The organism is Nostoc sp. FACHB-280, assembly GCF_014697615.1.
GTDB lineage: Bacteria > Cyanobacteriota > Cyanobacteriia > Cyanobacteriales > Nostocaceae > Nostoc_B.
In genome coordinates, this window is the sequence record NZ_JACJSD010000036.1 from 32,795 (window position 1) to 54,345 (window position 21,551).

Annotated in this window: 19 protein-coding genes; 7 read left to right on the forward strand and 12 right to left on the reverse strand. The window is 40.8% G+C overall.

The window, feature by feature from the left end; all coding sequences use genetic code 11:
• Nucleotides 1-175: 175 nt before the first annotated feature.
• Complete coding sequence (locus H6G75_RS22915) at nucleotides 176-2,746, reverse strand: PAS domain S-box protein (protein ID WP_190982283.1); 2,571 nt, start codon at nucleotides 2,744-2,746, stop codon at nucleotides 176-178.
• Between the two features lie 457 nt (nucleotides 2,747-3,203).
• Here H6G75_RS22915 and H6G75_RS22920 point away from each other — a divergent pair, with 457 nt between their 5' ends.
• The gene (locus H6G75_RS22920) at nucleotides 3,204-5,306 is read left to right on the forward strand and encodes a serine/threonine-protein kinase (protein WP_190982284.1); all 2,103 of its coding nucleotides are present in this window, start codon (nucleotides 3,204-3,206) and stop codon (nucleotides 5,304-5,306) included.
• Between the two features lie 176 nt (nucleotides 5,307-5,482).
• On the opposite strand, the gene H6G75_RS22925 is transcribed toward H6G75_RS22920, so the two are convergent.
• The 4 genes from H6G75_RS22925 to H6G75_RS22940 form a co-directional block, all read right to left on the reverse strand.
• On the reverse strand, nucleotides 5,483-6,976 hold the full coding sequence (locus H6G75_RS22925) for an aldehyde dehydrogenase family protein (RefSeq protein ID WP_199337990.1): 1,494 nt from the start codon (nucleotides 6,974-6,976) through the stop codon (nucleotides 5,483-5,485).
• 110 nt (nucleotides 6,977-7,086) lie between these two features.
• Nucleotides 7,087-7,788: a cyclase family protein gene (locus tag H6G75_RS22930; RefSeq protein WP_190982285.1), complete on the reverse strand. Its 702-nt coding sequence runs from the start codon at nucleotides 7,786-7,788 to the stop codon at nucleotides 7,087-7,089.
• A gap of 334 nt (nucleotides 7,789-8,122) precedes the next feature.
• A complete protein-coding gene (locus tag H6G75_RS22935; RefSeq protein WP_190588720.1) occupies nucleotides 8,123-8,902 on the reverse strand; it encodes a COP23 domain-containing protein in 780 nt (259 codons plus the stop codon).
• A 70-nt stretch (nucleotides 8,903-8,972) separates the two neighbouring features.
• Nucleotides 8,973-10,580, reverse strand: coding sequence for a M48 family metallopeptidase (locus H6G75_RS22940; protein ID WP_190982286.1), 1,608 nt, complete (start codon nucleotides 10,578-10,580; stop codon nucleotides 8,973-8,975).
• 364 nt (nucleotides 10,581-10,944) lie between these two features.
• Here H6G75_RS22940 and H6G75_RS22945 point away from each other — a divergent pair, with 364 nt between their 5' ends.
• Both H6G75_RS22945 and H6G75_RS22950 read left to right on the forward strand, forming a co-directional pair.
• On the forward strand, nucleotides 10,945-11,376 hold the full coding sequence (locus H6G75_RS22945) for a Fur family transcriptional regulator (RefSeq protein ID WP_190982311.1): 432 nt from the start codon (nucleotides 10,945-10,947) through the stop codon (nucleotides 11,374-11,376).
• A gap of 57 nt (nucleotides 11,377-11,433) precedes the next feature.
• Complete coding sequence (locus tag H6G75_RS22950) at nucleotides 11,434-11,670, forward strand: Arc family DNA-binding protein (protein ID WP_190982287.1); 237 nt, start codon at nucleotides 11,434-11,436, stop codon at nucleotides 11,668-11,670.
• Nucleotides 11,671-11,799: 129 nt separating this feature from the next.
• Here the strand turns inward: H6G75_RS22950 and H6G75_RS33125 are convergent, their stop codons facing one another.
• The 3 genes from H6G75_RS33125 to H6G75_RS22965 form a co-directional block, all read right to left on the reverse strand.
• Entirely contained in the window at nucleotides 11,800-12,354 is a 555-nt protein-coding gene (locus H6G75_RS33125) for a cold shock domain-containing protein (RefSeq protein WP_190982288.1), read from the reverse strand.
• Nucleotides 12,355-12,438: 84 nt separating this feature from the next.
• Nucleotides 12,439-13,491 (reverse strand): DUF1611 domain-containing protein, encoded by a 1,053-nt coding sequence (locus tag H6G75_RS22960; protein ID WP_190982289.1) that lies wholly within the window; start codon nucleotides 13,489-13,491, stop codon nucleotides 12,439-12,441.
• Nucleotides 13,475-14,527 (reverse strand): dipeptide epimerase, encoded by a 1,053-nt coding sequence (locus H6G75_RS22965; RefSeq protein WP_190982290.1) that lies wholly within the window; start codon nucleotides 14,525-14,527, stop codon nucleotides 13,475-13,477. The genes H6G75_RS22960 and H6G75_RS22965 overlap by 17 nt, the downstream gene beginning before the upstream one ends.
• Before the next feature lie 187 nt (nucleotides 14,528-14,714).
• Here H6G75_RS22965 and H6G75_RS22970 point away from each other — a divergent pair, with 187 nt between their 5' ends.
• Entirely contained in the window at nucleotides 14,715-15,275 is a 561-nt protein-coding gene (locus H6G75_RS22970) for an NUDIX hydrolase (protein WP_190982291.1), read from the forward strand.
• Nucleotides 15,276-15,539: 264 nt separating this feature from the next.
• Here H6G75_RS22970 and H6G75_RS22975 read toward each other — a convergent pair whose 3' ends face one another.
• The 3 genes from H6G75_RS22975 to H6G75_RS22985 all read right to left on the reverse strand — a co-directional run bounded on the left by H6G75_RS22975 (nucleotide 15,540) and on the right by H6G75_RS22985 (nucleotide 18,417).
• Nucleotides 15,540-16,388, reverse strand: coding sequence for a PEP-CTERM sorting domain-containing protein (locus tag H6G75_RS22975; protein ID WP_190982292.1), 849 nt, complete (start codon nucleotides 16,386-16,388; stop codon nucleotides 15,540-15,542).
• A 464-nt stretch (nucleotides 16,389-16,852) separates the two neighbouring features.
• Nucleotides 16,853-17,116 carry a hypothetical protein gene (locus H6G75_RS22980; RefSeq protein WP_190982312.1) on the reverse strand — a complete coding sequence of 88 codons (264 nt, stop codon included), beginning with the start codon at nucleotides 17,114-17,116 and terminating at the stop codon, nucleotides 16,853-16,855.
• Nucleotides 17,117-17,166: 50 nt separating this feature from the next.
• Nucleotides 17,167-18,417, reverse strand: coding sequence for a sensor histidine kinase (locus H6G75_RS22985; protein ID WP_190982293.1), 1,251 nt, complete (start codon nucleotides 18,415-18,417; stop codon nucleotides 17,167-17,169).
• Nucleotides 18,418-18,722: 305 nt separating this feature from the next.
• Between H6G75_RS22985 and H6G75_RS22990 the strand changes: the two genes are divergently transcribed.
• Nucleotides 18,723-19,022 carry a type II toxin-antitoxin system HigB family toxin gene (locus H6G75_RS22990; RefSeq protein ID WP_190982294.1) on the forward strand — a complete coding sequence of 100 codons (300 nt, stop codon included), beginning with the start codon at nucleotides 18,723-18,725 and terminating at the stop codon, nucleotides 19,020-19,022.
• Nucleotides 19,006-19,407 (forward strand): type II toxin-antitoxin system HigA family antitoxin, encoded by a 402-nt coding sequence (locus H6G75_RS22995; protein ID WP_190982295.1) that lies wholly within the window; start codon nucleotides 19,006-19,008, stop codon nucleotides 19,405-19,407. The genes H6G75_RS22990 and H6G75_RS22995 overlap by 17 nt, the downstream gene beginning before the upstream one ends.
• Before the next feature lie 86 nt (nucleotides 19,408-19,493).
• Here the strand turns inward: H6G75_RS22995 and H6G75_RS23000 are convergent, their stop codons facing one another.
• On the reverse strand, nucleotides 19,494-19,982 hold the full coding sequence (locus tag H6G75_RS23000) for an NAD(P)H-quinone oxidoreductase subunit N (protein WP_190982296.1): 489 nt from the start codon (nucleotides 19,980-19,982) through the stop codon (nucleotides 19,494-19,496).
• 922 nt (nucleotides 19,983-20,904) lie between these two features.
• Between H6G75_RS23000 and rplC the strand changes: the two genes are divergently transcribed.
• A complete protein-coding gene (rplC, locus tag H6G75_RS23005; protein ID WP_190982297.1) occupies nucleotides 20,905-21,540 on the forward strand; it encodes a 50S ribosomal protein L3 in 636 nt (211 codons plus the stop codon).
• The last annotated feature ends 11 nt before the right edge of the window (nucleotides 21,541-21,551 follow it).

Below are 21,551 nucleotides of genomic sequence, written 5' to 3' on the forward strand. Positions count from 1 at the left end.
AAAGCAAGTATTTTTTTGAAGGGGCTAGAGGTTAGGGGAGAGAAGGGAGACAAGGGGGACAAGGGAGACAAGGAAGCAATATTTCTACCTTGTCTAACCCAACTCAGCACTCAGCAGCTTCTCTACCTTGTCTACCCCATCAACCTTGTCTACCTTGTCTAATCCAACTCAGCACTCAGCACTTTACTAAACTAGCGATCGCTTTTACCAATGCGTCGGGATCTACTGGTTTGGGTACGTGTAATTGAAAGCCGGCTGTGAGTGCTTGTTGTTGGTTGATTTCGCCAGCGTAGGCTGTGAGGGCGATCGCCGGGACATTACCACCTTGTTGGGGTGTAAGTTGGCGTACTTGGCGAATTAGCATATAACCATCTACTTCGGGCATTCCAATATCACTAATTAAGATATCTGGTAATGACTGCGAAAGTTCAGCGAGGGCGGCGGTGGCGGATGTGACGGCGGTAACAGCCACACCATAATCATGCAAAATAAATGTGATTAAATCGCGGATATCTGGTTCGTCATCCACCATTAAAACTTTGATACCAGAAAGATTACCAAACTCAGATTCACTTGTGAAAGATTCATTTTCTTGTCGTCTGACTGGTTCGTTAATCACAATCAAAGGTATCCTCACTGTAAAGGTAGCACCCAACCCTTCACCGGGACTGTCTGCTTTGACTGTACCGCCGTGCATTTCTACCACTTGACGGACAATTGCTAGTCCTAAACCCAAACCGCCAAATTTGCGGGTTGTTGTACCATCTGCTTGACGAAAGTAATCAAACACGAATGGTAAAAATTCTGCTGAAATACCTTTACCTGTATCACTGACTTGTATTTGTGCTTGACCATTAATTTCTTTGACTTGAATTTCTACCTGTCCAGCATTTGGGGTAAATTTCACAGCGTTGGAAAGTAAATTCCACATCACTTGTTGTAAGCGATTAGCATCACCCATAACTTGCCCGATATTGGGGTCAAATATGGTATGAATTTGAATCGATTTTGCTTCTGCTGCCAAGCGTACTGTTTCTAAAGCGGCTTGCACAACCATTACCAAACTGACGGGACAGACATTTAAGCTTAATTTTCCTTGGAGGATGCGCGAGACATCTAATAAATCTTCGATTAGTTGGGTTTGTAATTTGGCGTTGCGTTCAATTGTTTCTAAGGCTTGTTTTGTAGTTTTTTCATCAAACTTGCGATTTCGCAGCAATTTCGCCCAGCCTAAAATCGGGTTGAGTGGCGTTCGCAATTCATGAGAGAGAACGGCGAGAAATTCATCTTTGATACGGTTAGCCACTTCTGCTTCTTGACGGGCGATGCGTTCGGTTTGCAAAAGTCGATCGCGTTCTTGTTCGGCGCGTTTGCGATCGCTAATATCTAAAACAAAAGCGACACCCCGATCTTGACAGTCAGCTAACAACGCTATCCCTAAAACCACAGCTACCCGTTTACCGTTGCGTTGGACATATTCTTTTTCATAAATCTGCGAAACTCCACTAATCTGGACATCTGCAAGGGCGCGATCGTCTAAATCTAGATATTCTGGTGGTGTAAGTTCTCTCCAATCAATTTTCCCGACAACCGCAAACTCATCACGGGTATAACCAACTAACTGTAAATAAGCATCGTTAGCATCAGTAATGAAACCTTCCATATTCCAAAAAGCCACCCCGACCAAGTTAGACTCAAACAAGCGGCGAAATCGAGCTTCACTTTCTCGTAATGACTGTTCTACTTTTTTATGGGCGGTGATATCACGGGAAACCACAATTACACCTTCAATGCTTTGGGTATGATTGCGTAAAGGCGTGAGAATATATTCGTAGTCACGTAATCCTTCGATTGTCAGTAATTGACATTCATCTTTGATGGGTTCCCCAGAAGCCATCACCGCTTGTTGCTGAATTTCCACTTGTTCAACAAAATCATGGGGTAAATTCAATTCTCGCAATGTTTTACCCAGAACTTCCTGCGGTTGGAAACCTAAGATAGCCGCGCCACCGTGACTAATATATTGATGGCAACCAGCGCGATCGAATATGTAAATATGATCTACAGAGGTAGCGAGAATCGCATTCAACAAATTGGCTTGTTCTTGGATTTGGCTAGTTAATTGACGCGTGTTTTCTTCTGTTTGCTTCCGCCCAGTAATATCCAAACACACGCCAAACATCCGTGTCGCCTGTCCTTGGTCGTTATAGTAAAATTTTCCCTGAGAAGAAATCCAATGCAAACTTTGGTCAGGCCAAATAATCCGAAATTCGTCTTTATAGTCAATTTTATTGGTTAAGGCAGTCGTAATATTTGTTGTGACAGATTCTCTATCTTCAGGATGCACACAAGCTAAAAAAGCCGCGTAAGTATTTTCAAAGCTACCTGGAGTTAAACCAAACAGCAGTTCATGACTTCCTGACCAAATTAATTTATCAGCCAAAATATTCCAATCCCAAAAACCCATCCAAGCAGCATCAATAGCCAGCTTCAAGAGTTGTTCGCTTTCTTGCAAGGCGATTTCAATTTGTTGTCGTTCTGCTTTTTCTTGTTGGAGTTTTTGCAGCGTTAATGCTATATCTGCCTGATTATGAGAATTGAGACTTGTTGCTGTCAGTTTTGTATGTAATTCAGTTAATTGTGCCTCTAATGCAACTTGCTGACACTGATATTGAATTTCTAAGTCTTCTAACTCTGCAACACGCTGCCGTAAAGCTACTAATTCATCTTGATCATGGTCTGACATCTTGAAAACCATTTGCAATAAACAATCTCAGTTGAAACGGCAGAGACCCTATCGTTGGAATGAGTATGGATTTTTTTGGGCAAAAATGCAATCTCTCACTGGGTACATAAACTATTCAGCCGTAAGATATATGGTAATTTTTGCTATTATTTGGATTCAAATTACACCCAAATTCTGCACAAAATACAGCATGTAAACCCCTTAGACTGGAAGTCTGGGGCAATACAAATAAATCCTGCCTCCGCAGGCTAATTATATACTTCCTCATGCTGCTTTCAAACTTAAGATAGCAATATTCATCCCCACAATGCAGGCAATATCTCTAACAGAAATCCTAGAAATTGGTCATTAGTAAAAAGACAAAATTTCACACTTTATACTTCATACTTCACACTTCGTACTTTTCCCTGTGGCAATATTGGAATCAGACTGTATTGCATTTAGCTAGGCAAACAAAATGTTGGGAAACACACTTGTTGGAAGATACCAAATTATTAGCTATTTGGGAGGTGGGGGATTTGGTGAAACCTTTGTAGCTTGTGATACTCAACTTCCAGGTTCGCCGCAGTGTGTTGTTAAGCAACTCAAACCCCAAGTTAGCAATGCAGCCACCTTAGAGATAGCTAGGCGGTTATTTGACACCGAAGCACAAGTTCTTTATAAATTAGGCACACACGATCGCATTCCCCAACTGTTAGCTTATTTTGAAGAAAATGCCGAATTTTATCTTGTCCAAGAATTCATCCCTGGACATGATTTAAGTAAAGAGTTAGTTTCCGGAAAAACTTTTAGCCAAGACCAAGTTATTTTACTCTTACAAGAAATACTCGAAATCTTAGAATTTGTTCATCAACAAAATGTTATTCATCGTGATATTAATCCCCGGAATTTACTCCGCCGCGACTCTGATAGCAGCTTAATTTTAATTGATTTCGGGGCGGTCAAACAAATTACAACCCAGGTAGTAACGCCGGAAGGACAAACAAAAGCGACTGTGGCTATTGGTACTCCTGGTTATCTCCCTAGCGAACAAGCCCAAGGTACACCAAAATTTAGTAGTGATATCTATGCGGTGGGTGTAATTGCTATTCAAGCTTTAACGGGAATACCTGCTGAAGAGTTAGAAAAAGATGCTGAAACAAATGAAATTATCTGGGAAAATAAAGTGCAGGTTTCACCAGATTTGGCGCGATTTTTAAATAAAATGGTTTGTTACGATTTTCGGCAACGTTATGCTTCAGCAACAATAGCATTAGCAGCTTTAAAAAATCTCATTCAGCCGGAAAAGCAAACCATCAATATACCTCCAGGTATTTTACAAAAAAATATCAACCTGAAAAAGCATAGTAAAACTTTATTTATCAAGTTATTGTGGGCAATTTTTCTTTTAACAATCACTGGTATAGCAGCTTTATTTGTGGTTAATAGAATTAATGCTAACAATGCTGTAGAGTTATCTAAGCAAGGAAATACACTATTTGAATTGCAACGTTATCAAGATGCTTTATCTGCCTATAAGCAAGCAGTAGAAATTAGACCAGATTATGCTCAAGGCTGGAATGGACAGGGTAAAACATTATTTAAATTAAAACAATATGATGCAGCTTTAGTTGCTTATGAAAAGGCAATTCAAATTCAACCAGATTATCTAGATGCTTGGAGTGGCAGAGGTTTTACTTTACAAAAATTACAACGATTTCCAGAAGCGATCGCAGCTTTTGACAAAGCTTTACAACTCCATGATGATTACCCAGAAGTTTGGAATGCGAAGGGTGAAGTGTTTAGCGAGCTAAAGCAATATGATAACGCGATTAAAGCTTACGATAAAGCCATAGATTTAAAATCTGATTATGTCGAAGCTTGGTATAGTAAAGGCTTGGCATGGCAAAATTTAAAAAATTACGATGAAGCGATCGCAGCTTACGATCAAGCCTTAGAAATTAAATCTGATTATTATCAAGCATGGTATAATCGCGGCAATGCTTTGGTAAATTTAAACCGCTACGAAGATGCTTTTACAGCTTACGATAAAGCAGTACAATATCAGCCAAGTTATTATCCAGCTTGGTTATCAAGAGGTAACGTTCTGATTACCTTACGCCGCTATGCAGAAGCAGTAGAATCATTTAATCAAGTCGTCAAAAATGACCCAGATAATTACCAAGCATGGTACAATCTTGGTTGGTCAAAACATCAACTACAACGCTACACCGAAGCAATCGCAGCTTATAATAAAGCCGCCAGTATTAAACGCAACGATGAGCAATTGTGGTACAGTTTGGGCAATTCTCAATACAATTTGCAGCAATATCAAGAAGCGATCGCAGCTTATAATCGAGCATTACGCTACAACCCCAAACATTACGAAAGTTGGTACAGCCGAGGCAATGCCTTACTCAATTTAAACCGCTATCCAGAAGCGATCGCATCCTATAATCAAGCTATTAAATATAAACCAGATTATCAAGAGGCGATCGCTGCACGCAACCAAGCCGAGAATCAACTACACAAAGATAAATCAAAACCCATCATCGTTCCCACAATACCTAATGCAAATTAACCACAGATGGACGCGGATGTAGACGCGTTAGCAGCTTACCGCAGGCTACGCAGATCATCAGGATAAAAATCTGAGTTAAAGCAGGTTTCATCTATGATGTACACAACACTAGCCTCTAGTCTCCAGCCTCTAGCCTCTTTTCCTCTCTGTTCTACTCAACCACAAAACATCAGAAACTAGCTTCGATTATCTATTTGGGCGCGTTGTAAATTACCAGAAAAGTCAACATACACACTCTTCCATTCTGTAAACACATCTAAAGCAGTGGTTCCGGCTTCGCGGTGTCCGTTACCTGTTTGCTTCACACCACCAAAAGGTAAATGTACTTCTGCGCCAATAGTCGGGCCATTAATATAGGTAATACCTGCTTCAATGTCGCGCATTGCCGTAAACGCTCGGTTAATATCACGGGTATAAATGGAAGAAGACAGACCGTAATTAGTATCATTGAGAATAGCGATCGCTTCTTCAAAGGAATTAACCTCAATTAATGCCACTACAGGGCCAAATATCTCTTCACGGGCAACGCGCATATCTGGCGTAACATTATCTAAAATAGTGGGCAAAAAGAAATTCCCCGCTTTTAATTGTCCAACCCTTGCAATTTCGCCACCAATTAAAATTTTTGCCCCTTCTTCACGGGCGATGTTCATATATTCATTCACCCGTTGCAATTGTCTTTGATTAATTATCGGCCCAATTTCTGTATCTTGGTCATAACCAGCACCCAAGCGTAACTTACTAGTACGCTCATACAACATAGCCGTAAACTCTTCTTTAATGTCACGGTGCAATATTAGCCGACTCGTAGCCGTACAACGTTGCCCAGTTGTGCCAAAAGCCCCCCACACAGCGCCATCTAAAGCCAGTCCTAAGTCTGCATCTTCCATTACTACTTGGGCATTTTTGCCGCCCATCTCCAGACAGACACGCTTGTGAGTGCGTCCGCAAGTTGCACCCACAAAAGCCCCTGTTTCCGAAGAACCAGTAAACGAAACTAAATCAACATTGGGATGTTCGACTAAAGCTTTACCAACTTCTTCACCAACACCATGTACTAAGTTAATTACACCAGCAGGTAAACCGGCGGCGGCGAAAATTTCTACTAGTTTGGTTGCACAAGCGGGAGTATCTTCAGCAGGTTTGAGGATGACAGTATTTCCGCATACCAAAGCCGGCATAGCTTTCCAGCAAGGAATAGCCACAGGGAAATTCCAGGGTGTAATTAAAGCACAAACACCAATGGGCATTCGCACTGTCATCGCAAATTTATTCGGCATTTCTGAAGGTGTTGTTAACCCAAACAGCCGCCGTCCTTCCCCAGCACTATAAAAAGCACAGTCAATACCTTCCTGCACATCACCCCTAGCTTCGGTGAGGGGTTTACCCATTTCCCGACTAATTAATTGGGCAAGTTCTTCTTTATGCTGGAGTAATAATTCTCCCACACGAAAAATATATTCGGCTCTCGCTGGGGCGGGAACTTTTCGCCAAATGCGGTAAGCTTCACGGGCGGCGGCGACGGCTTTATCTACATCTTCAGAGTGAGAACGGGGAAAGGTGGCGACAACTTCGCTTACCAAAGCTGGGTTATAACTTTCCAGAATATTTCCTGTGGTAGCATCCACCCACTGACCATTAATATAATTGCGACAAGTTAGCAAAGACATAATTAGTATTTAAAAATTTCTTTGAGATAATTGCTATAGATTTGATTCGCTTTCTACGTTAACGCCAAGTTTAAAGAATGGGCAGAAGGCGAAAAAGTTATACACAAAAGTTAAGGCACAAAAGCCAACACACCCACAGGAGAACCAGAACCACCACGCAATCTGAGAATTGCGATCGCTAATGTAGTACCTTGAGGGGGTATTTGATCTAAATTCGTCAAATTCTCCAACACAATACCCTGCTGTGCCAACACTAAACGGTTAGTCGTAAAACTGTTATCTTTTCCAGGATCAACACCGTGGGTATCAATTCCTACACCTGCAATTTGCCGTTCATCCAACAAAAACTGTGTAGCATCACCTCTAAAGCCTGGAAAGTGCATAATTCCTTCCGCATCCTGATTAAAAAAGGCATTGCTATCAGTCCACTTATGCTGCCAGCCAGTATACAGTATGACTAAACTACCCCTGGCAATTACACCATATTTTGCCTCCCAAGCCAGAATATCAGCAATACTCAAAGCATAATCAGGATTATTCCCGGCAACTTCGCAGACATCTATCACTACCGCCGATAAAACCAGTGATTCCGCCGCATATTCATCAATTCCCACACCAGCAGAATCAAAACTATTCGGGGCGTTGATATGGGTAGCACTATGTTCACCTAACGCAAAACGCCGCAGATAGTAACCATCATTTTGAATATCAGCAACAGTGTTAAATTCTATCGCTGGGTCGCCCGGCCATAAAGGAATATTTCTCTCAATAATATGGCTTAAGTGTATAACGCGAGAATAATTAATTTGCATAAATTTTATAGTGTTTTCTAGTTTGTTGAAGTCAAGATTTAGCTGTGTGTATTTGTGATTAATAACTTTAACTGATATCAAATCTATCTGAAGAAACATATACAGCGTTTCTCATTTTAGTGAGATACAAGCAAGAATAATTAACCGCCGATTAACCCGGATAAACGCAGATGAAGAAATTTCTCTTCTCTCTCTGCGTTCTCTGCGTCTCTGTGGTTCGTTAATAAAATTCGTAAGTATCCTAATAACAAAAAACTCTCACTCTAGCCCAAATAATATAGAGCTTGAATGAGAGTTTTTATCAGTCAAGATTTGACATTCACTGCACACAATATTACCGGAAATTTCCAGGATTTAAGCGAGTCCGATTTTGAGATTGAGTCGGAGTTTGACGGCGAATTGCCACACCATTGCGTAATTGTGTTCCGGTTCCACCATCTTTGCGATCGAGGAAAGGTTTAAGATTAATGCCACTTCTCGATGAGCTAACTCTGCGATTATTTCCACCTAAAATTGTACGTCCGATATTGTAAATTTCATCTGCGCCGCCTCTATTGTTGCGGAAAGTATTCACAGCAGTAGTTTGTTGACCATCATCCGCAGAAATTAAATTTTGGAAAATGCTATTACGGACAGTATAAGGGTCTTTGTCTCTTGGTACTGTCAACACAATTCGACAACTAGAGTTAGCTTCGGTAGTGACACAAACAATATTTTCGTTATTCAAGAAACCTGTTTGGAGTTCTTGTAAACCATCGGGACGATATTCTTCTAAGCGTTGAGCAATGGTAACACAACGTTTGTAAGGATCCCAACCACCACCCAATTGTGCAGGAGCCGCCCAAGGAAAGAATCTTCCTGGTTGGCTTTCTGGTTGATACATTACTATATATTGACCATTGCTGTTTTGACAGCTAAATCTGGTACCAGTCGCTACAGTACCGCTAGAGGAAGTGTCTACAGGATTTGATGAACCTGATGGATAAGGATCGGAAGTGGTAGGTACGACAATACCACCACCATCATTAACTTGAGCAAAGGCGGCGGAATTACCTAAAAATAAAGATAAGCCCAAACCGCTTAAACATAATAGCTTCAAGGGTTGAAATGCCATAAATTATCCTTTAGTAGATATGAGGTTAGCTAATTGATAATTTCAGTGACGCAAAAATTTGTTTTTTGATTCATTCAGAACGCCGCTTTTTCTCTTTTCGTTCTTTTTCTTCTTTGAGGATTTGTTTGACTTTGGTTTGAATGGCTGTGTGACGTTCAACGCCTTCATAACTGTAGCGGTTGTATTTACCACGAATAATCAAGTTTTCGAGATAATTCACCCGTTCTTTACCACCTGGGTGGGATGATAACCAAGTCGGAGGCGCATTTTTTTGTTGTTTTTGTAGCGTCGCCATCAAGTTACGCAACCCATCAGCAGCATAGCCATTAGCCACAATTAAGCGAGTACCCAAAACATCTGCTTGACGTTCCATCTCACGACTGTAGCTGAGGGAGAAAAGTTGACCGACTGTACCGCCAAAAGGCAGATATTGAGTAACGTTAGAAATCAGGTTTCCTTGAGTAATTAATTGAAAACCGTGGGATAAAACTACGTGAGATAATTCATGACCAATTAACCCAGCGAGTTCAGCTTCAGAATTACTTTTAGCGATCGCACCAGCATTAATAAAAACTTTACCTCCTGGTAAGGCAAAGGCGTTCAATTCTTCTTCAGGAATCACAAAAAATTCGTATTTAAATTCGGTGCGTCCTGAAACTTTCACTAGTTTCTGCCCAATTTCGTTCACATAGGCCAGCACTTCCTCATCTTTAACTAATGGTAGCTGTTGTTTTGCCTGTTTTGCTACCGACTCACCCACCGCACCTTCGCCTTGTAGCAGCAAGATGGTAGAGTCTAAGGCAGAAAACGGCCCTAACAAACTACCTGTAACCGCATAGCCAACTGCACCTGTAATAATGTTAGCGAGAGTATTACCTCTAATTTCTTCGCGGATATGGGCTTTGTAGCGTTTGAGATTTTTTTCTGCAAGTTGGGTAAATTCCTCGGCTTGCGGATCATTAGGATAAAGAATCGCAAATTGACGCGCTGCTAAGGATGCTTCCATCCATTTTTTTTCATCAGCCAGTGCGGTAACTTTAGCTTTAATTAAATCTGGCTGATCGGGATATATTGATGATGCTTGTTCTAAAATCTCTACAGCTTCTTTGGGGCGATTATATTGCTTGAGAATCTCAGCATAGCGAATATGACCAGGAATAAATTCGGGATACTGTTCAACCAAAAGTTTTAGCGGTACTTCTGTTCTTGTTTGCAACTTAGCCGCAATTCCGGCTTCTGATTCTCGCCAGTAAACTTTACCTGCTGGGGATAGTTGCGTCGGGTCAACAATGGCTGGTTTACGTTCTTGAGTTGCACTATCTGTGTTGGCGAATGGTGTTTTAACTTCCCGATAGAGTTTTTCTGCCTCAGTAATATTTCCGGCGAGGTATAATTTATCAGCTTCGATAAATTTTTGTTGACGGGCAAGTTCTTCAGGCGTGAGTGCAGGTTCCGTGGCAGTGTCTGTTTTTTTCGGTTCAGTCGCTTCTGGTTTGGGCGTTTGGTTAGGCTGTGAACTTTCGGAACTGGGTGTATCTGTTGTTTCTACGGTGGTAGTGGCAGGTTCTTGGGCTGGAACAGGTGCTAAAGGTTGCGTCAGAATAATTACAATTGAAGTACTAACTGACAACAAAATCCAACTCAAGGTGAGCAGCAGAGACTTCCTGGTTCGTTTCATGCTGAGTTCATTTATGCAAAGGGATTGTTTTAATGCTATGAGTAACTGACCTCATCCGCCTAGAGCGATCGCTACTGTTTTCCTTCAATCTCAGGGTATAAAGAGTGCTGAGTGGAAAGTGCTGAGTGCTGAGTTAAAAGACCGCCCACGAGCGTGGTATTTATCATAGTACTAAAGTGTTGAGTATTTTTTTCTGACTCAGCACTGAGAATGATCAAGTTTTGCTGTTTCAACTGATATGATGAAATCATAACTATTCTGAACTAAGACTTATATATTAGTGAGAAATACTCTCTACAATTTATCTTTCTGAAAAACGTTATAATAGTGGTCTGTGTCTGTTAATCTGATTCAAGTGAATGCTATGCAGCAAAAAGCTGATGAAATTGTCAAAACACTCAAGGGTAAGGGATTGCGAGTAACGCCTCAACGCTTTGCCGTCTATGCCAATCTACTAGGGCGAGAAGACCACCCCACAGTAGACCAAATTCTGACAAGCTTGAATCAAGATGCACCAACTTCCTCTCAAGCCACAGTTTATGCTGCACTCCAAGCCTTACGGGAAGTCGGCTTAGTGCGAGAAGTACTGTTAGAAGAAGGTGTCTCACGTTACGATGCCAATGTTGGGCTACACCATCATTTTCGCTGCAACTGTTGTGGTGCAATTGAAGACATTGATTGGAATACCTTTCAGTGCATTGATTTAAATAAACTGCGTTCGGGGTTAAAAGCCGAACGCTATGAAGTAACTGTGCAGGGAACTTGCGATCGCTGTCAAACAAAGTTGGAAGTGTAAAATTTCAGTGCGATCGCAATACAATGAATAAGATATTCTATCGATATCTCAGTTCTTATGAATGGTTCAGGTGACATTGATGCTCAAGTGACATTGCCGATGGAACTATATCAGGTGATCGCACAACGAGCGCAAGCTCATGGAAATTCGGTGAGTGGAGAGATTGTCGCACTGCTGACTCCTTTGCTGGTACAAATACCCAATGAGTTAGAGGTAGAATTTGCAGCATGGGAAGCAGCGAGTGATGAGGATTGGCTGACTACAGAAGGAATGCTGGCATCTCTGGGAGAATGAGATAGTGAGAGGGGATGTTCTGTTGGTAAGTTTACCAGATTCAGATAAACGAGAAGAACAAGGTAATCGCCCAGCGATCGCTGTCAAGGAAAGTCTGAAGTGTGAAATTTGAGTGTTGGGTTGCTGTGTTTACCTTGGTGCTTTACGCCAACCAGCTGCGATCGCTTCTTTCTCTGTACAAAACCACCTCTCTCCCTTCAATGGATCAATAACAGTTGATCCATAATCTTCCATACCTGGGAGATGATAAAACTTGTTTCCTGTTGCAATTGAAATATTGCCTTTAATCATACATCCCGGCTTCATAATAGATGTAATTGGTGGGGGAAAAGGACTACGACTAATTGGTGGGGGAAAAGGACTACGACTAAACAGAGCAATGGCAGCTAAAATTACGACCCCAACGGCGGTTTTGAGCGATCCACCTTTTCTGTTTCTTCTCTTAGTTGACGAAGTTTGAGGCACAACACCTTGAATGGAGGCTTTGGTAGCACGTATCTTGCCATTTGCTTCAATAACTTGCTCGTATAGAATTGTATCTCCAAGCGTTGGGCGACGACCTGCTCCTTTCAAAGCACTGATATGTAAGAAAACCTCTTTACCACCACCATCGGGTTTGATAAAGCCAAAGCCTCTATCATCCTTCCAAGTTGTTAGTTGCCCTTTGTGTAAAGTAGGTTTCATACAACAGTCTCAAGGTGATGCCTATTTGGTAGTTTTCCCAAATTTAGGATCTTTGATCTCAATAGAAGTAGGAAATTTTACATTTCACACTTCACTCCGCATTACTGCATCTAACAACAACCCAGCCCCAAACCGCACCGGATCAGTGCAAGCTAAACCGGTTTCGGCTGTAGTTTGGGCGATCGCTTCTTGGGCGGCAAACTCATTTAAATGTGCAGTATTCAACGCTATACCCACCACAGGTACTTTCCCAAAAGCACCACCCGCACTGGCTACAGATTCATACATTTGAATCACTTTCGTTAACGGCGGAATCGGGACATGGGGATTATTCCGGTTATGAGTTTGTCCCGCCCGATGTACCAATATTAGTTGTGTGGGTTGAGAACCGCGAAGCAAAGGCAAGGTAGCAGTAGAACCAGGATGTAACAGCGAACCTTGTCCTTCAATGTGCAGAATGTCATAGTTTTTGCCATAACGCATCACTATTTGTTCCACAGCACCAGCTGCAAAATCTACACGAACAGCATCTAAAGCGATACCATCACCTTCTAACATCAAACCAGTTTGACCTGTAGCGATAAACTTAGAACGCCAACCCCGTAACTTTGCCGCCCAGTGTAGTTCTAAACTAGTAGACATTTTCCCAATCGCCATATCTGTTCCCACCGTCAACACGCGGCGACAGGGAAGCGTCCGCGCCATCCCACTCGCTACCTCTAGATTTGGTGGTTCTTTACGGACATCCCAAATTAACTGTCCTGGTTTGAGAATTGCATTTAACTCTGTCATCGTCGCCAATGGTGTGTGTAAACCATTCACCAAAGACATACCAGCTTTTAAGGCATCTTTAATTTCTATCCAATAATCATCGGGTACCGCACCACCTTTGGGTGCAATTCCAATTACCAATACTTCTGGTTTATATGCCAAAGCTGCGGTGACAGATTCTACAATCGGCACATCACGCTTGATACCTGTTAATTCTGGCAAAGACTTACCAGCACTTACCTTATCAATTACTGCGACAATCGGGGCTTCACTGTAGCGTAAAATTGCCAACCCGGTTTTGCCCTGTGTTCCTGTAGTTCCTTCATGCAGCAGAATAGCGATTCGTTGATTAAGCGGCAAACGCACTGTATTGTACCCCCAAGCCTGGTAAATCGTTTGGTAAAACTTTTCCTTCTACTACTAATGCACCCATAAATGGGTCATCAACTAAGTTGAGGTGACTATCTAAATCTAAATAATCAGCGAGTGGTGCTAATTGTGCTGCGGCTGTGTTAGCGAGTGAACTGTCAGAATAGCAGCCAAACATCACTTGTAAATTGTAAGCCCGCGCTGTGTGTACCATTCGCAATGCTTCGGTTAAGCCCCCTGACTTCATCAGTTTGATATTAATTCCATCCACGTAGTTTGCCAAATGGGGAATATCAACGCTAGTAAAGCAACTTTCATCCACAAAAATCGGTAGGGGTGACTCTTGTTTGAGTTGGGCTAAACTTTCTTCCTGACCCCTTGCTAGTGGCTGTTCTACATACTTTACACCTAAATCAGCCAGCCAATGACACATCTTAATTGCATCTGGCAAACTCCAACCACCATTTGCATCCACAAAAAATTCTAGATTTGGTGCTTCTTGTTGGACTGCTAATAGCATTTGCTGATCTGCCTCAATACCATCGGGGCTACCTAATTTCACCTTAAACAGCCGCACATCCAAATAATTTAACCAATCCCGCGCCCTCGCCCTCGCACCTTCTGGTGAATTTATGCCAATAGTTACCGAAGTTGGGACAATAAGATTGCGATCGCATCCCCAAATCTGCCACAGTGGTAAACCAACAAACTTACCCAACCAATCGTGCATCGCCATATCTACAGCCGCCCGCGCCGATGAAGGAATTTGCTGTTGAATTAACAACTGCTCGACTTGCTGTCTCTGCAAAGGACTAAAAGTTGTTAATAATGGTATAACTTGCGTGATCGCATCTTTGATTTGCTCGGTTCTTTGAGCATGATTGCCGACACCAAACGGTGATGCTTCTCCCCAGCCCTCAACGCCATCTTGCGAAATTTTTACCCAGACATTCGTTGTCTGTGCAGTTGTCCCCCGACTAATAGTTAAGGGAAATCGTTTATTGACAGTAAATTCCTTGACTTCTAATTCCATAAGTCTGCTCTATAGCAATCCTAAATGATATACAAACCTCTCTAACTTGTCTCTCTTGTCTACCTTGTCTCTTTTCTTCATTCTCAAATAAGTCTGCTCTATGATGGCTAGGGCAGAAAATAGTTTAAGGGATTTTAGCTGATTTTCTGCATCTGTTATACTTTTTTACATTTATTATTTAGCATCTATGAGCAATCTGAATAAATGGAAAATCTTGCAATCGGAAATGGTATTAAACCATCCTTGGTGTAGAGTCAGACAAGATAAAATCGAATTACCTAACGGGAAAGTTATTGATGATTATTTTGTCAGTATTAAACCAGAAATTGCCATTATTTTGCCAATTACCAGTAATCAAGAAATTGTTTTCGTTCGCCAATACCGACACGCAGTTGCCGATTTTTTTATCGAATTACCAGCCGGACATTTTGACCCCACCCAAGAAAGTGCAGAAATCGCCGCCATTCGAGAATTACAAGAAGAAACTGGTTATCAGGCTCAACAAGTTAAAAAAGTCACTGTTTTTTATGATAAACCCAGCAAAGATACTAACCGCATACATTTATTTTTAGCCGAGAATGTGATCAAAGTCGGGGAACAAAACTTAGATATTACAGAAGAAATTGAAGTAATTTTAATTCCTGTGTCAGAGGTATTAGATAAAATCCATCAAGGTGAAATTTCAGTGTCAGGAACTATTGCGGCTCTATTTTTAGGTTTAAATTTGATGGTTAATAACCATCAATAAAAAAAGCGATCGCATCTATAATTCAGAACAGCGATCGCCAAAGCATTAATCCAGTAAATCAAACAGTTTGAGAATTGATAGATATATGCCCCCGAAATTAAAGGTTTCTCTTTTCACTAATAACATCGGCAACAAAATTTAAGAATGTAGAATCCAGAATCCAGAAGTCTGAATTGCTCAGAGTTTGATAACTAGTATGATGAGAATATTAAATTTCTATCTAGCAAACTCTTGATTTATTCATGATTCTGAATTCTGTCCAAATTAATTAGCAACTTGTTTTTTAGACTTCATTCTTAAAGCCAATGCAAGTGTAGCTGCAATCCCAACAACTGTGCTTGGTTCCGGAACAGAAGTTGTATCATTTACATATTGGGCGCTGGCTACGTTATTGATAGATTCTACATTAGTGATATCAACTAACATTTTTTCAGTGTTGTCACTGTAGAAAATATCATTAACCGCCAGGAATAAAAACTTAGCGTTGGTAGGAATCTTAATTGTCATCTCGCCTAAGATTCCGAATACACCATCAAACAATGTTTTTTGACCGCAAGTTCTATTAACATCACTTAAAGTTGCTCCATTACACATATAAGCATCTTTTGAGCCGTCGTAAGTAGAACCTGCTTGATTAGTGGTGTCAAATAAAGTGTTAGAAGTCCAGTTTGCTTCTGTATAGCCATACTTACCAGCATCTTCCGCATCAAGGCTAATAGCATCAGCTACACGTTGTTGAAAAGAAGAATCAAGCAATGTATCCGAAGCACTGAAGACCCCAATCATATCGTTTCTTTGTCCAGGGTTCCAAACACTCCAGTTAAATGCACCAGAGGTAGTTAAACGAATTGTATTTCCAGCTTCAAGACCCAAATCAGCTAAAGATATGGCTTTTGTATGACCTGCAATTGTCTGAACACCGTTGTAATAAGTTGTATCAGATTGGGTCTTCAAAAAAGTGTAGGTAGAGTCAATTTCAAAAGAAGCTGCTTGGGCTTTAGCATTAACTAAAGTACCCAATCCCACTAAGCTAGAAACCATTAAAATACGCCAAATTCTGTTCATGTTCTTATACTTATTGCCGACTTCTCTAGCATAAGTAATAAGTTCCATAGATTGTATAAATTATTTTATGTATTAAGCAAATTTAGAATAAACTTTATCTCGCTATTTTAGGTTGTTTTCTCAGTATATTTCTTTGTCTAGCAATCTCAAATAAATAACATTTTTAATACTTTATTTTCAGTACTTATACGACTGGATACTTGCAATTTATCGAAACTTATTATGTTCTCTATCTCGAATCTATCCACCGTAAATTGGCTATCAATCAAGAGAAATAACGGTTTTGCCATAGAATAGCCAGTTAAAAGGATGATATTCAACAAAGCACGATCGCCATACAATCACAAAAATTGGGCGATCGCACCCACAACACAAACTAGCGATCGCCCAATTATGAATCTAAAACTGATCTGAATTGATAAAAGGTCGATAATATCACTGTCATCTCACCTTATTACCTTTCACCTACTATCTCAACAAGCTGTTGTTTGCAACTTAAAACAATTTGAGCATCAATCCCGACTTTCATCAATTTCTGGACAAAATTCATCAATTTGCAAAATTCGGATCATTTCGCGCCCAGGATGTTTAAATAACACATAAAATTCACTATTGGGCATTCTCAAGTTTTCAGGAATTAGCTGCGTCGGGATTTCTTCAGTTAGCACTAACCCATGTCCGGGAAAGAGAATAACAGTAATTTCGCCAGGAAGTAAACATCCTAAAACTCTTGCGAAGACACGCGCATAAACATCTGGATGGTCTTCATATCGCATTTCAATTTCCACAGCCAACAAAACTTTGTATTTCTACCATAACCATAACGTTAAACAAGCGCATAGGCGTTTTGTTTCAATGGAATTTGAATCACAAACGCTGTTCCTTGACCAAAGGTGGAAAGACAGGTCAATTTGCCATGATGTCTTTCGACAATTATCTGATGGCTAATTGACATACTAATTCCTGTACCCTTACCTACGGGTTTTGTCGTGAAAAATGGGTCAAAAATGTGTGGCTGAAACTGTTCAGGAATCCCCACTCCATTATCTTCGATAGTAATTTCCACCCATTTTTCTGCCGTCAAAGAAGTTTTGACTGTAATTCGAGGTGGATTATCTTGAATTTCTGAATGGGATTTTTGCGTAATTTTCTCTTCTAGGGTATCTACCGCATTTGTGAGAATATTCAAAACAACTTGATTGAGTGAACTAGGATAACACTCTACTTCCGGCAAATTACTATAATCTTTGATCACCTTAATTTCTGGATGTTCTGGTTTTGCTTGCAGGCGGTGATGCAAAATCATCAGTGTACTATCAATACCTTCGTGAATATTCACTGCTTTTAGTTCCGCTTCATCCAAGCGCGAGAAATTGCGTAATGATAGGACAATTTGCCGGATGCGATCGCTTCCTGCTTTCATTGAATTTAAAATTTTTGGCAAATCTTCTTGCAAAAAGTCTAAATCAACTTCTTCAATTAGCCTGTGAATGGGCAAGGGTAAAACCGGAAAATGCGCTTGGTAAGCATTGACAATACTCAACAAATAATCTGCATATTCTTCAACATAAGTCAAGTTACCGTGAATAAAGTTAATAGGATTATTAATTTCATGTGCAACCCCAGCAACTAATTGTCCTAAACTTGACATCTTTTCTTGTTGGACTAACTGCATTTGCATCTGCTTGAGTTCTGTCATCGCGGTTTCCAAAAGTTGATTCTTGTTTTCCAGTTCGATTTTTGAAGCGAATATCTGACTGAAACAAGCAAGTAAATCAAAACTTTTATAGAAACTGAGAAAGCGTAATGCAATCCCAACTGTTAATAAATCAGCTATTGCTTGCCAAAAATGTGAATCAACAAAACCCAGCATTCCCACTACATGCAAACCATGACCAAAAGCGCAACTGAAGAAAATCCCAGCTACTGTCACTACCAGTGGGTCAACACCTGCTTCTCGATTACGCCAAACCCCATAACCAATAACACTACCAATAATGAAATAACAACAAGAGATGACTAAATTTTCCCCCGCTATTAACCAACCGATTTGATCGGCATCTAATACATGATTCATAAATCTACTAGTACCCTAAAGCCCTCAGATCCTTAAAGTACCCATTTGCTCACTCATAATTGATATAAATGTTTACAATAGACATTTTTTTATTTTTGTGAAGTTAAATAATTGCTAAAAAGTGGTTTTTAGCTTGATATTAGGTATATAGAGAGAAAATGCTTCTAAATATATTGAAATGGAAAGTAATATAGTGGGCGATCGTCTCGCACTTGTAAACACAAGTGTGAATTTTTTTGCGCTAGTTTGCGAGGTGTCAGTCCCGGTGGCTACTCGCCGAGGATATTAAAAAATAAAATAAAGGTATGCACGTGATAAGTCGGAAAAAGCTTCGAGAATTTTGCCAAACACACGCTGATTCGTGCGAAGCACTGGATGACTGGTTTGAGACAGCAAGCAAAGCAAACTGGGCTAATCTGATTGAGGTTCAAACAGTCTACCCAAAAGCTGAAGCTGTTAGTAACTTTACAGTTTTTAATATTAAAGGCAACAAATATCGCTTAATTACCAGTATTAATTACGAGAAGCAGGTTATCTATGTCAAGTACGTTTTGACTCATGCCAATTATGACAAAGACGACTGGAAGCATGACCCATACTATTAATTCCACAATTTACGGTGAGTTATTGTTACACTATCAACCCCGTATCATCAAAACTGAGTCAGAAAATGAGCAATTTCTGGCAGTGGTTGAAGAATTATTGGCTCGTCCTGACTTGAGTCCAGAAGAAGATATCTTGTTAGAACTATTAGTCAAACTCATCGAAGACTTTGAAGGAAAGCACTATCAACTTAATGCTTCAACCCCTGGTTCTAGACTTTTGCATTTGATGGATGCTCGAAATTTACAGCCATCTGACTTGGTGGAAGTACTGGGTTCCAGTGAAATAGTAACTAAGTTACTTGATGGAGAGAAAGAAATCACAGAAGAACAGGCTAAGGTTTTAGGACAGTTTTTTCACGTCGAGCCGGAGTTATTTTTGTCATGAAAAACAAGGGCGATCGCACTCTCAGATAAAAAGCGATCGCACCTGTACAATTACAAATGCGATCGCCCTTGTTGTAATCCCAAAAATTACACAGCCTGAGAACTAACCCCGAAGGTAGCTGTCAAAGGCTTCCATTTAAAAGCGCGACTACCGCCTCTTTCCACCACTACTTTGACTTTGGGTTCCAATTTCGGCAATTCTGCTAAAAACTCAATTTCTTGGTCAGACAGAATATGCCCTTCAATGATCCACAGCACCAAACCCTTAGATTTTGGTGGTAACTGTTCTAGCTGATAGTTAACAATTGGGGGTAAATAGTAGACACTACCCACAGCCGCACCACTACCAGTACTTTTCTTACCCAAGTGAGGTGGTCTCACACCATGAACTCCAGTGAGATAGGCAGCTACATCGCCCAATCCCCTAGCAGTCATATTCAAAGTCACATAGCCAGCAGCACGCAGCCGACGGCGATATCGACCTTCAAAACCTCCCTCTAAAGGGACGTACGTACCGAGAGCGCCAAATTTCTCCAAATCTCGGATTAAACCATTGCCAGTGGTAATCAGTGCCATAGATTTTCGTTTATCCTATCCCACTTACATATCTCTATTATTTACTGTTAAGTAAAATATTTAAGGTGCAGTCAGATAGCAACTAGGCAAAAACTCGCCAAAGTCTTACCTGATAAGACAAATTGCTTCCAAAAGCTTATTTATTCACTTAATAATATAGATATGGTTTGGGCAGCCCAAACCATGAGCCACAACTCTTAAAAAAATACTCGACAAACATCACACCCCTCATCTATAATGTGAGATTGTGACCAAACGGCCAAATAAAGCCTTTCTTGGTATGTTGCATTGGCGTAATATATAACCGCTGAGTAAACAGAATCAAGTTATAAGTTAAGCCAAGCTACCAAGAGACTGCTAAACTAAAAAAGCCTTGATGTTCACCAAATATAATTATGGCGAAGTAATCAAAGCCATAAGCCGGATACAATTTGGATTCTTTCCTGTAAACCGGATAAACTAGGCAAAACCTTGAACAGTAGTTTAAGGTAATCCTAAAAGTAGAAACTGAGTCGTAATACTAGTGCTGTAGTAGTACAAAAGTCTTAGTTATAGGGATACTGAGTGGTAATTAACTACTTAAGTCCTTCTACAACAAGGAGGCTATCAAAAAAGCAGCCTCCAAAAAGTGCCTAAGCAACTGCTTGGACGAGAGCATTGCTGCACGAAAAGCAAAGCTTTAGAGCATTGCCTTAAAAACAGAGATTTGTGATCCGTTTGGAAGCAACTCATGGCTGTTCTAGTAAGCAACTGAATTCAGGTAAACGGATTCAACCAAAATTGAGGGAACGGTTTTTGTTTTCTGGATAAGAGAAAGCAACACTAGTTGCTGGAAATTACTGAGGATCGTCCTCCCTCAGTCAGAACATTACCGAACATCCCGATGAATCTGCTCAGTAAGTAAAAAGGAGAACCAGTTACTGTGTCTGTAGGTATTCTCGGCACCAAGCTGGGCATGACCCAAATATTTGACGAGGCAGGAGTAGCAATTCCTGTCACTGTTGTTCAAGCAGGGCCATGCACTGTTACACAAGTAAAAACAAAGCAAACTGACGGTTATACCGCCATTCAACTTGGTTATGGCGAAGTCAAACCAAAAGCTCTCAATAAACCCGTATTGGGTCACTTAGCCAAATCATCAGCACCAGCTTTACGTCACCTAAGTGAGTTTCGCACAGATAATTCTAGCGAATATACATTAGGTCAAGAAATCAAAGCAGATATTTTTACGGCTGGTCAAATCGTCGATGTAATTGGTACAAGTATCGGTCGCGGTTTTGCAGGCAACCAAAAGCGGAATAACTTTGGTCGCGGGCCAATGTCTCACGGTTCTAAAAACCACAGAGCGCCCGGTTCCATTGGTGCTGGTACAACACCCGGTCGTGTGTATCCAGGAAAAAGAATGGCAGGGCGCTTGGGCGGTACCCGCGTCACCATTAGTAAATTGACAGTTGTGCGTGTAGACGCAGAACGCAACTTATTACTCATTAAAGGTGCAATTCCTGGTAAACCAGGTTCTTTAGTGAGTGTTGTACCCGCAAAGAAAGTTGGTAAATAGTCAATCGTCAA

Excerpts from the sequence above, each read along its gene's own strand:
- H6G75_RS33125 (WP_190982288.1), bottom strand. The coding sequence starts at position 12,354 with ATGAAACCTACTTTACACAAAGGGCAACTAACAACTTGGAAGGATGAT.
- H6G75_RS22930 (WP_190982285.1), bottom strand. The coding sequence starts at position 7,788 with ATGCAAATTAATTATTCTCGCGTTATACACTTAAGCCATATTATTGAG.
- H6G75_RS22995 (WP_190982295.1), top strand. The coding sequence starts at position 19,006 with ATGACCCATACTATTAATTCCACAATTTACGGTGAGTTATTGTTACAC.
- H6G75_RS22945 (WP_190982311.1), top strand. The coding sequence starts at position 10,945 with ATGCAGCAAAAAGCTGATGAAATTGTCAAAACACTCAAGGGTAAGGGA.
- H6G75_RS22975 (WP_190982292.1), bottom strand. The coding sequence starts at position 16,388 with ATGGAACTTATTACTTATGCTAGAGAAGTCGGCAATAAGTATAAGAAC.
- H6G75_RS23000 (WP_190982296.1), bottom strand. The coding sequence starts at position 19,982 with ATGGCACTGATTACCACTGGCAATGGTTTAATCCGAGATTTGGAGAAA.
- H6G75_RS22940 (WP_190982286.1), bottom strand. The coding sequence starts at position 10,580 with ATGAAACGAACCAGGAAGTCTCTGCTGCTCACCTTGAGTTGGATTTTG.
- H6G75_RS22925 (WP_199337990.1), bottom strand. The coding sequence starts at position 6,976 with ATGTCTTTGCTAACTTGTCGCAATTATATTAATGGTCAGTGGGTGGAT.
- H6G75_RS22935 (WP_190588720.1), bottom strand. The coding sequence starts at position 8,902 with ATGGCATTTCAACCCTTGAAGCTATTATGTTTAAGCGGTTTGGGCTTA.
- H6G75_RS22920 (WP_190982284.1), top strand. The coding sequence starts at position 3,204 with ATGTTGGGAAACACACTTGTTGGAAGATACCAAATTATTAGCTATTTG.
- H6G75_RS22965 (WP_190982290.1), bottom strand. The coding sequence starts at position 14,527 with ATGGAATTAGAAGTCAAGGAATTTACTGTCAATAAACGATTTCCCTTA.
- H6G75_RS22980 (WP_190982312.1), bottom strand. The coding sequence starts at position 17,116 with ATGCGATATGAAGACCATCCAGATGTTTATGCGCGTGTCTTCGCAAGA.
- H6G75_RS22990 (WP_190982294.1), top strand. The coding sequence starts at position 18,723 with ATGCACGTGATAAGTCGGAAAAAGCTTCGAGAATTTTGCCAAACACAC.
- H6G75_RS22985 (WP_190982293.1), bottom strand. The coding sequence starts at position 18,417 with ATGAATCATGTATTAGATGCCGATCAAATCGGTTGGTTAATAGCGGGG.
- H6G75_RS22970 (WP_190982291.1), top strand. The coding sequence starts at position 14,715 with ATGAGCAATCTGAATAAATGGAAAATCTTGCAATCGGAAATGGTATTA.
- H6G75_RS22950 (WP_190982287.1), top strand. The coding sequence starts at position 11,434 with ATGAATGGTTCAGGTGACATTGATGCTCAAGTGACATTGCCGATGGAA.
- H6G75_RS22915 (WP_190982283.1), bottom strand. The coding sequence starts at position 2,746 with ATGTCAGACCATGATCAAGATGAATTAGTAGCTTTACGGCAGCGTGTT.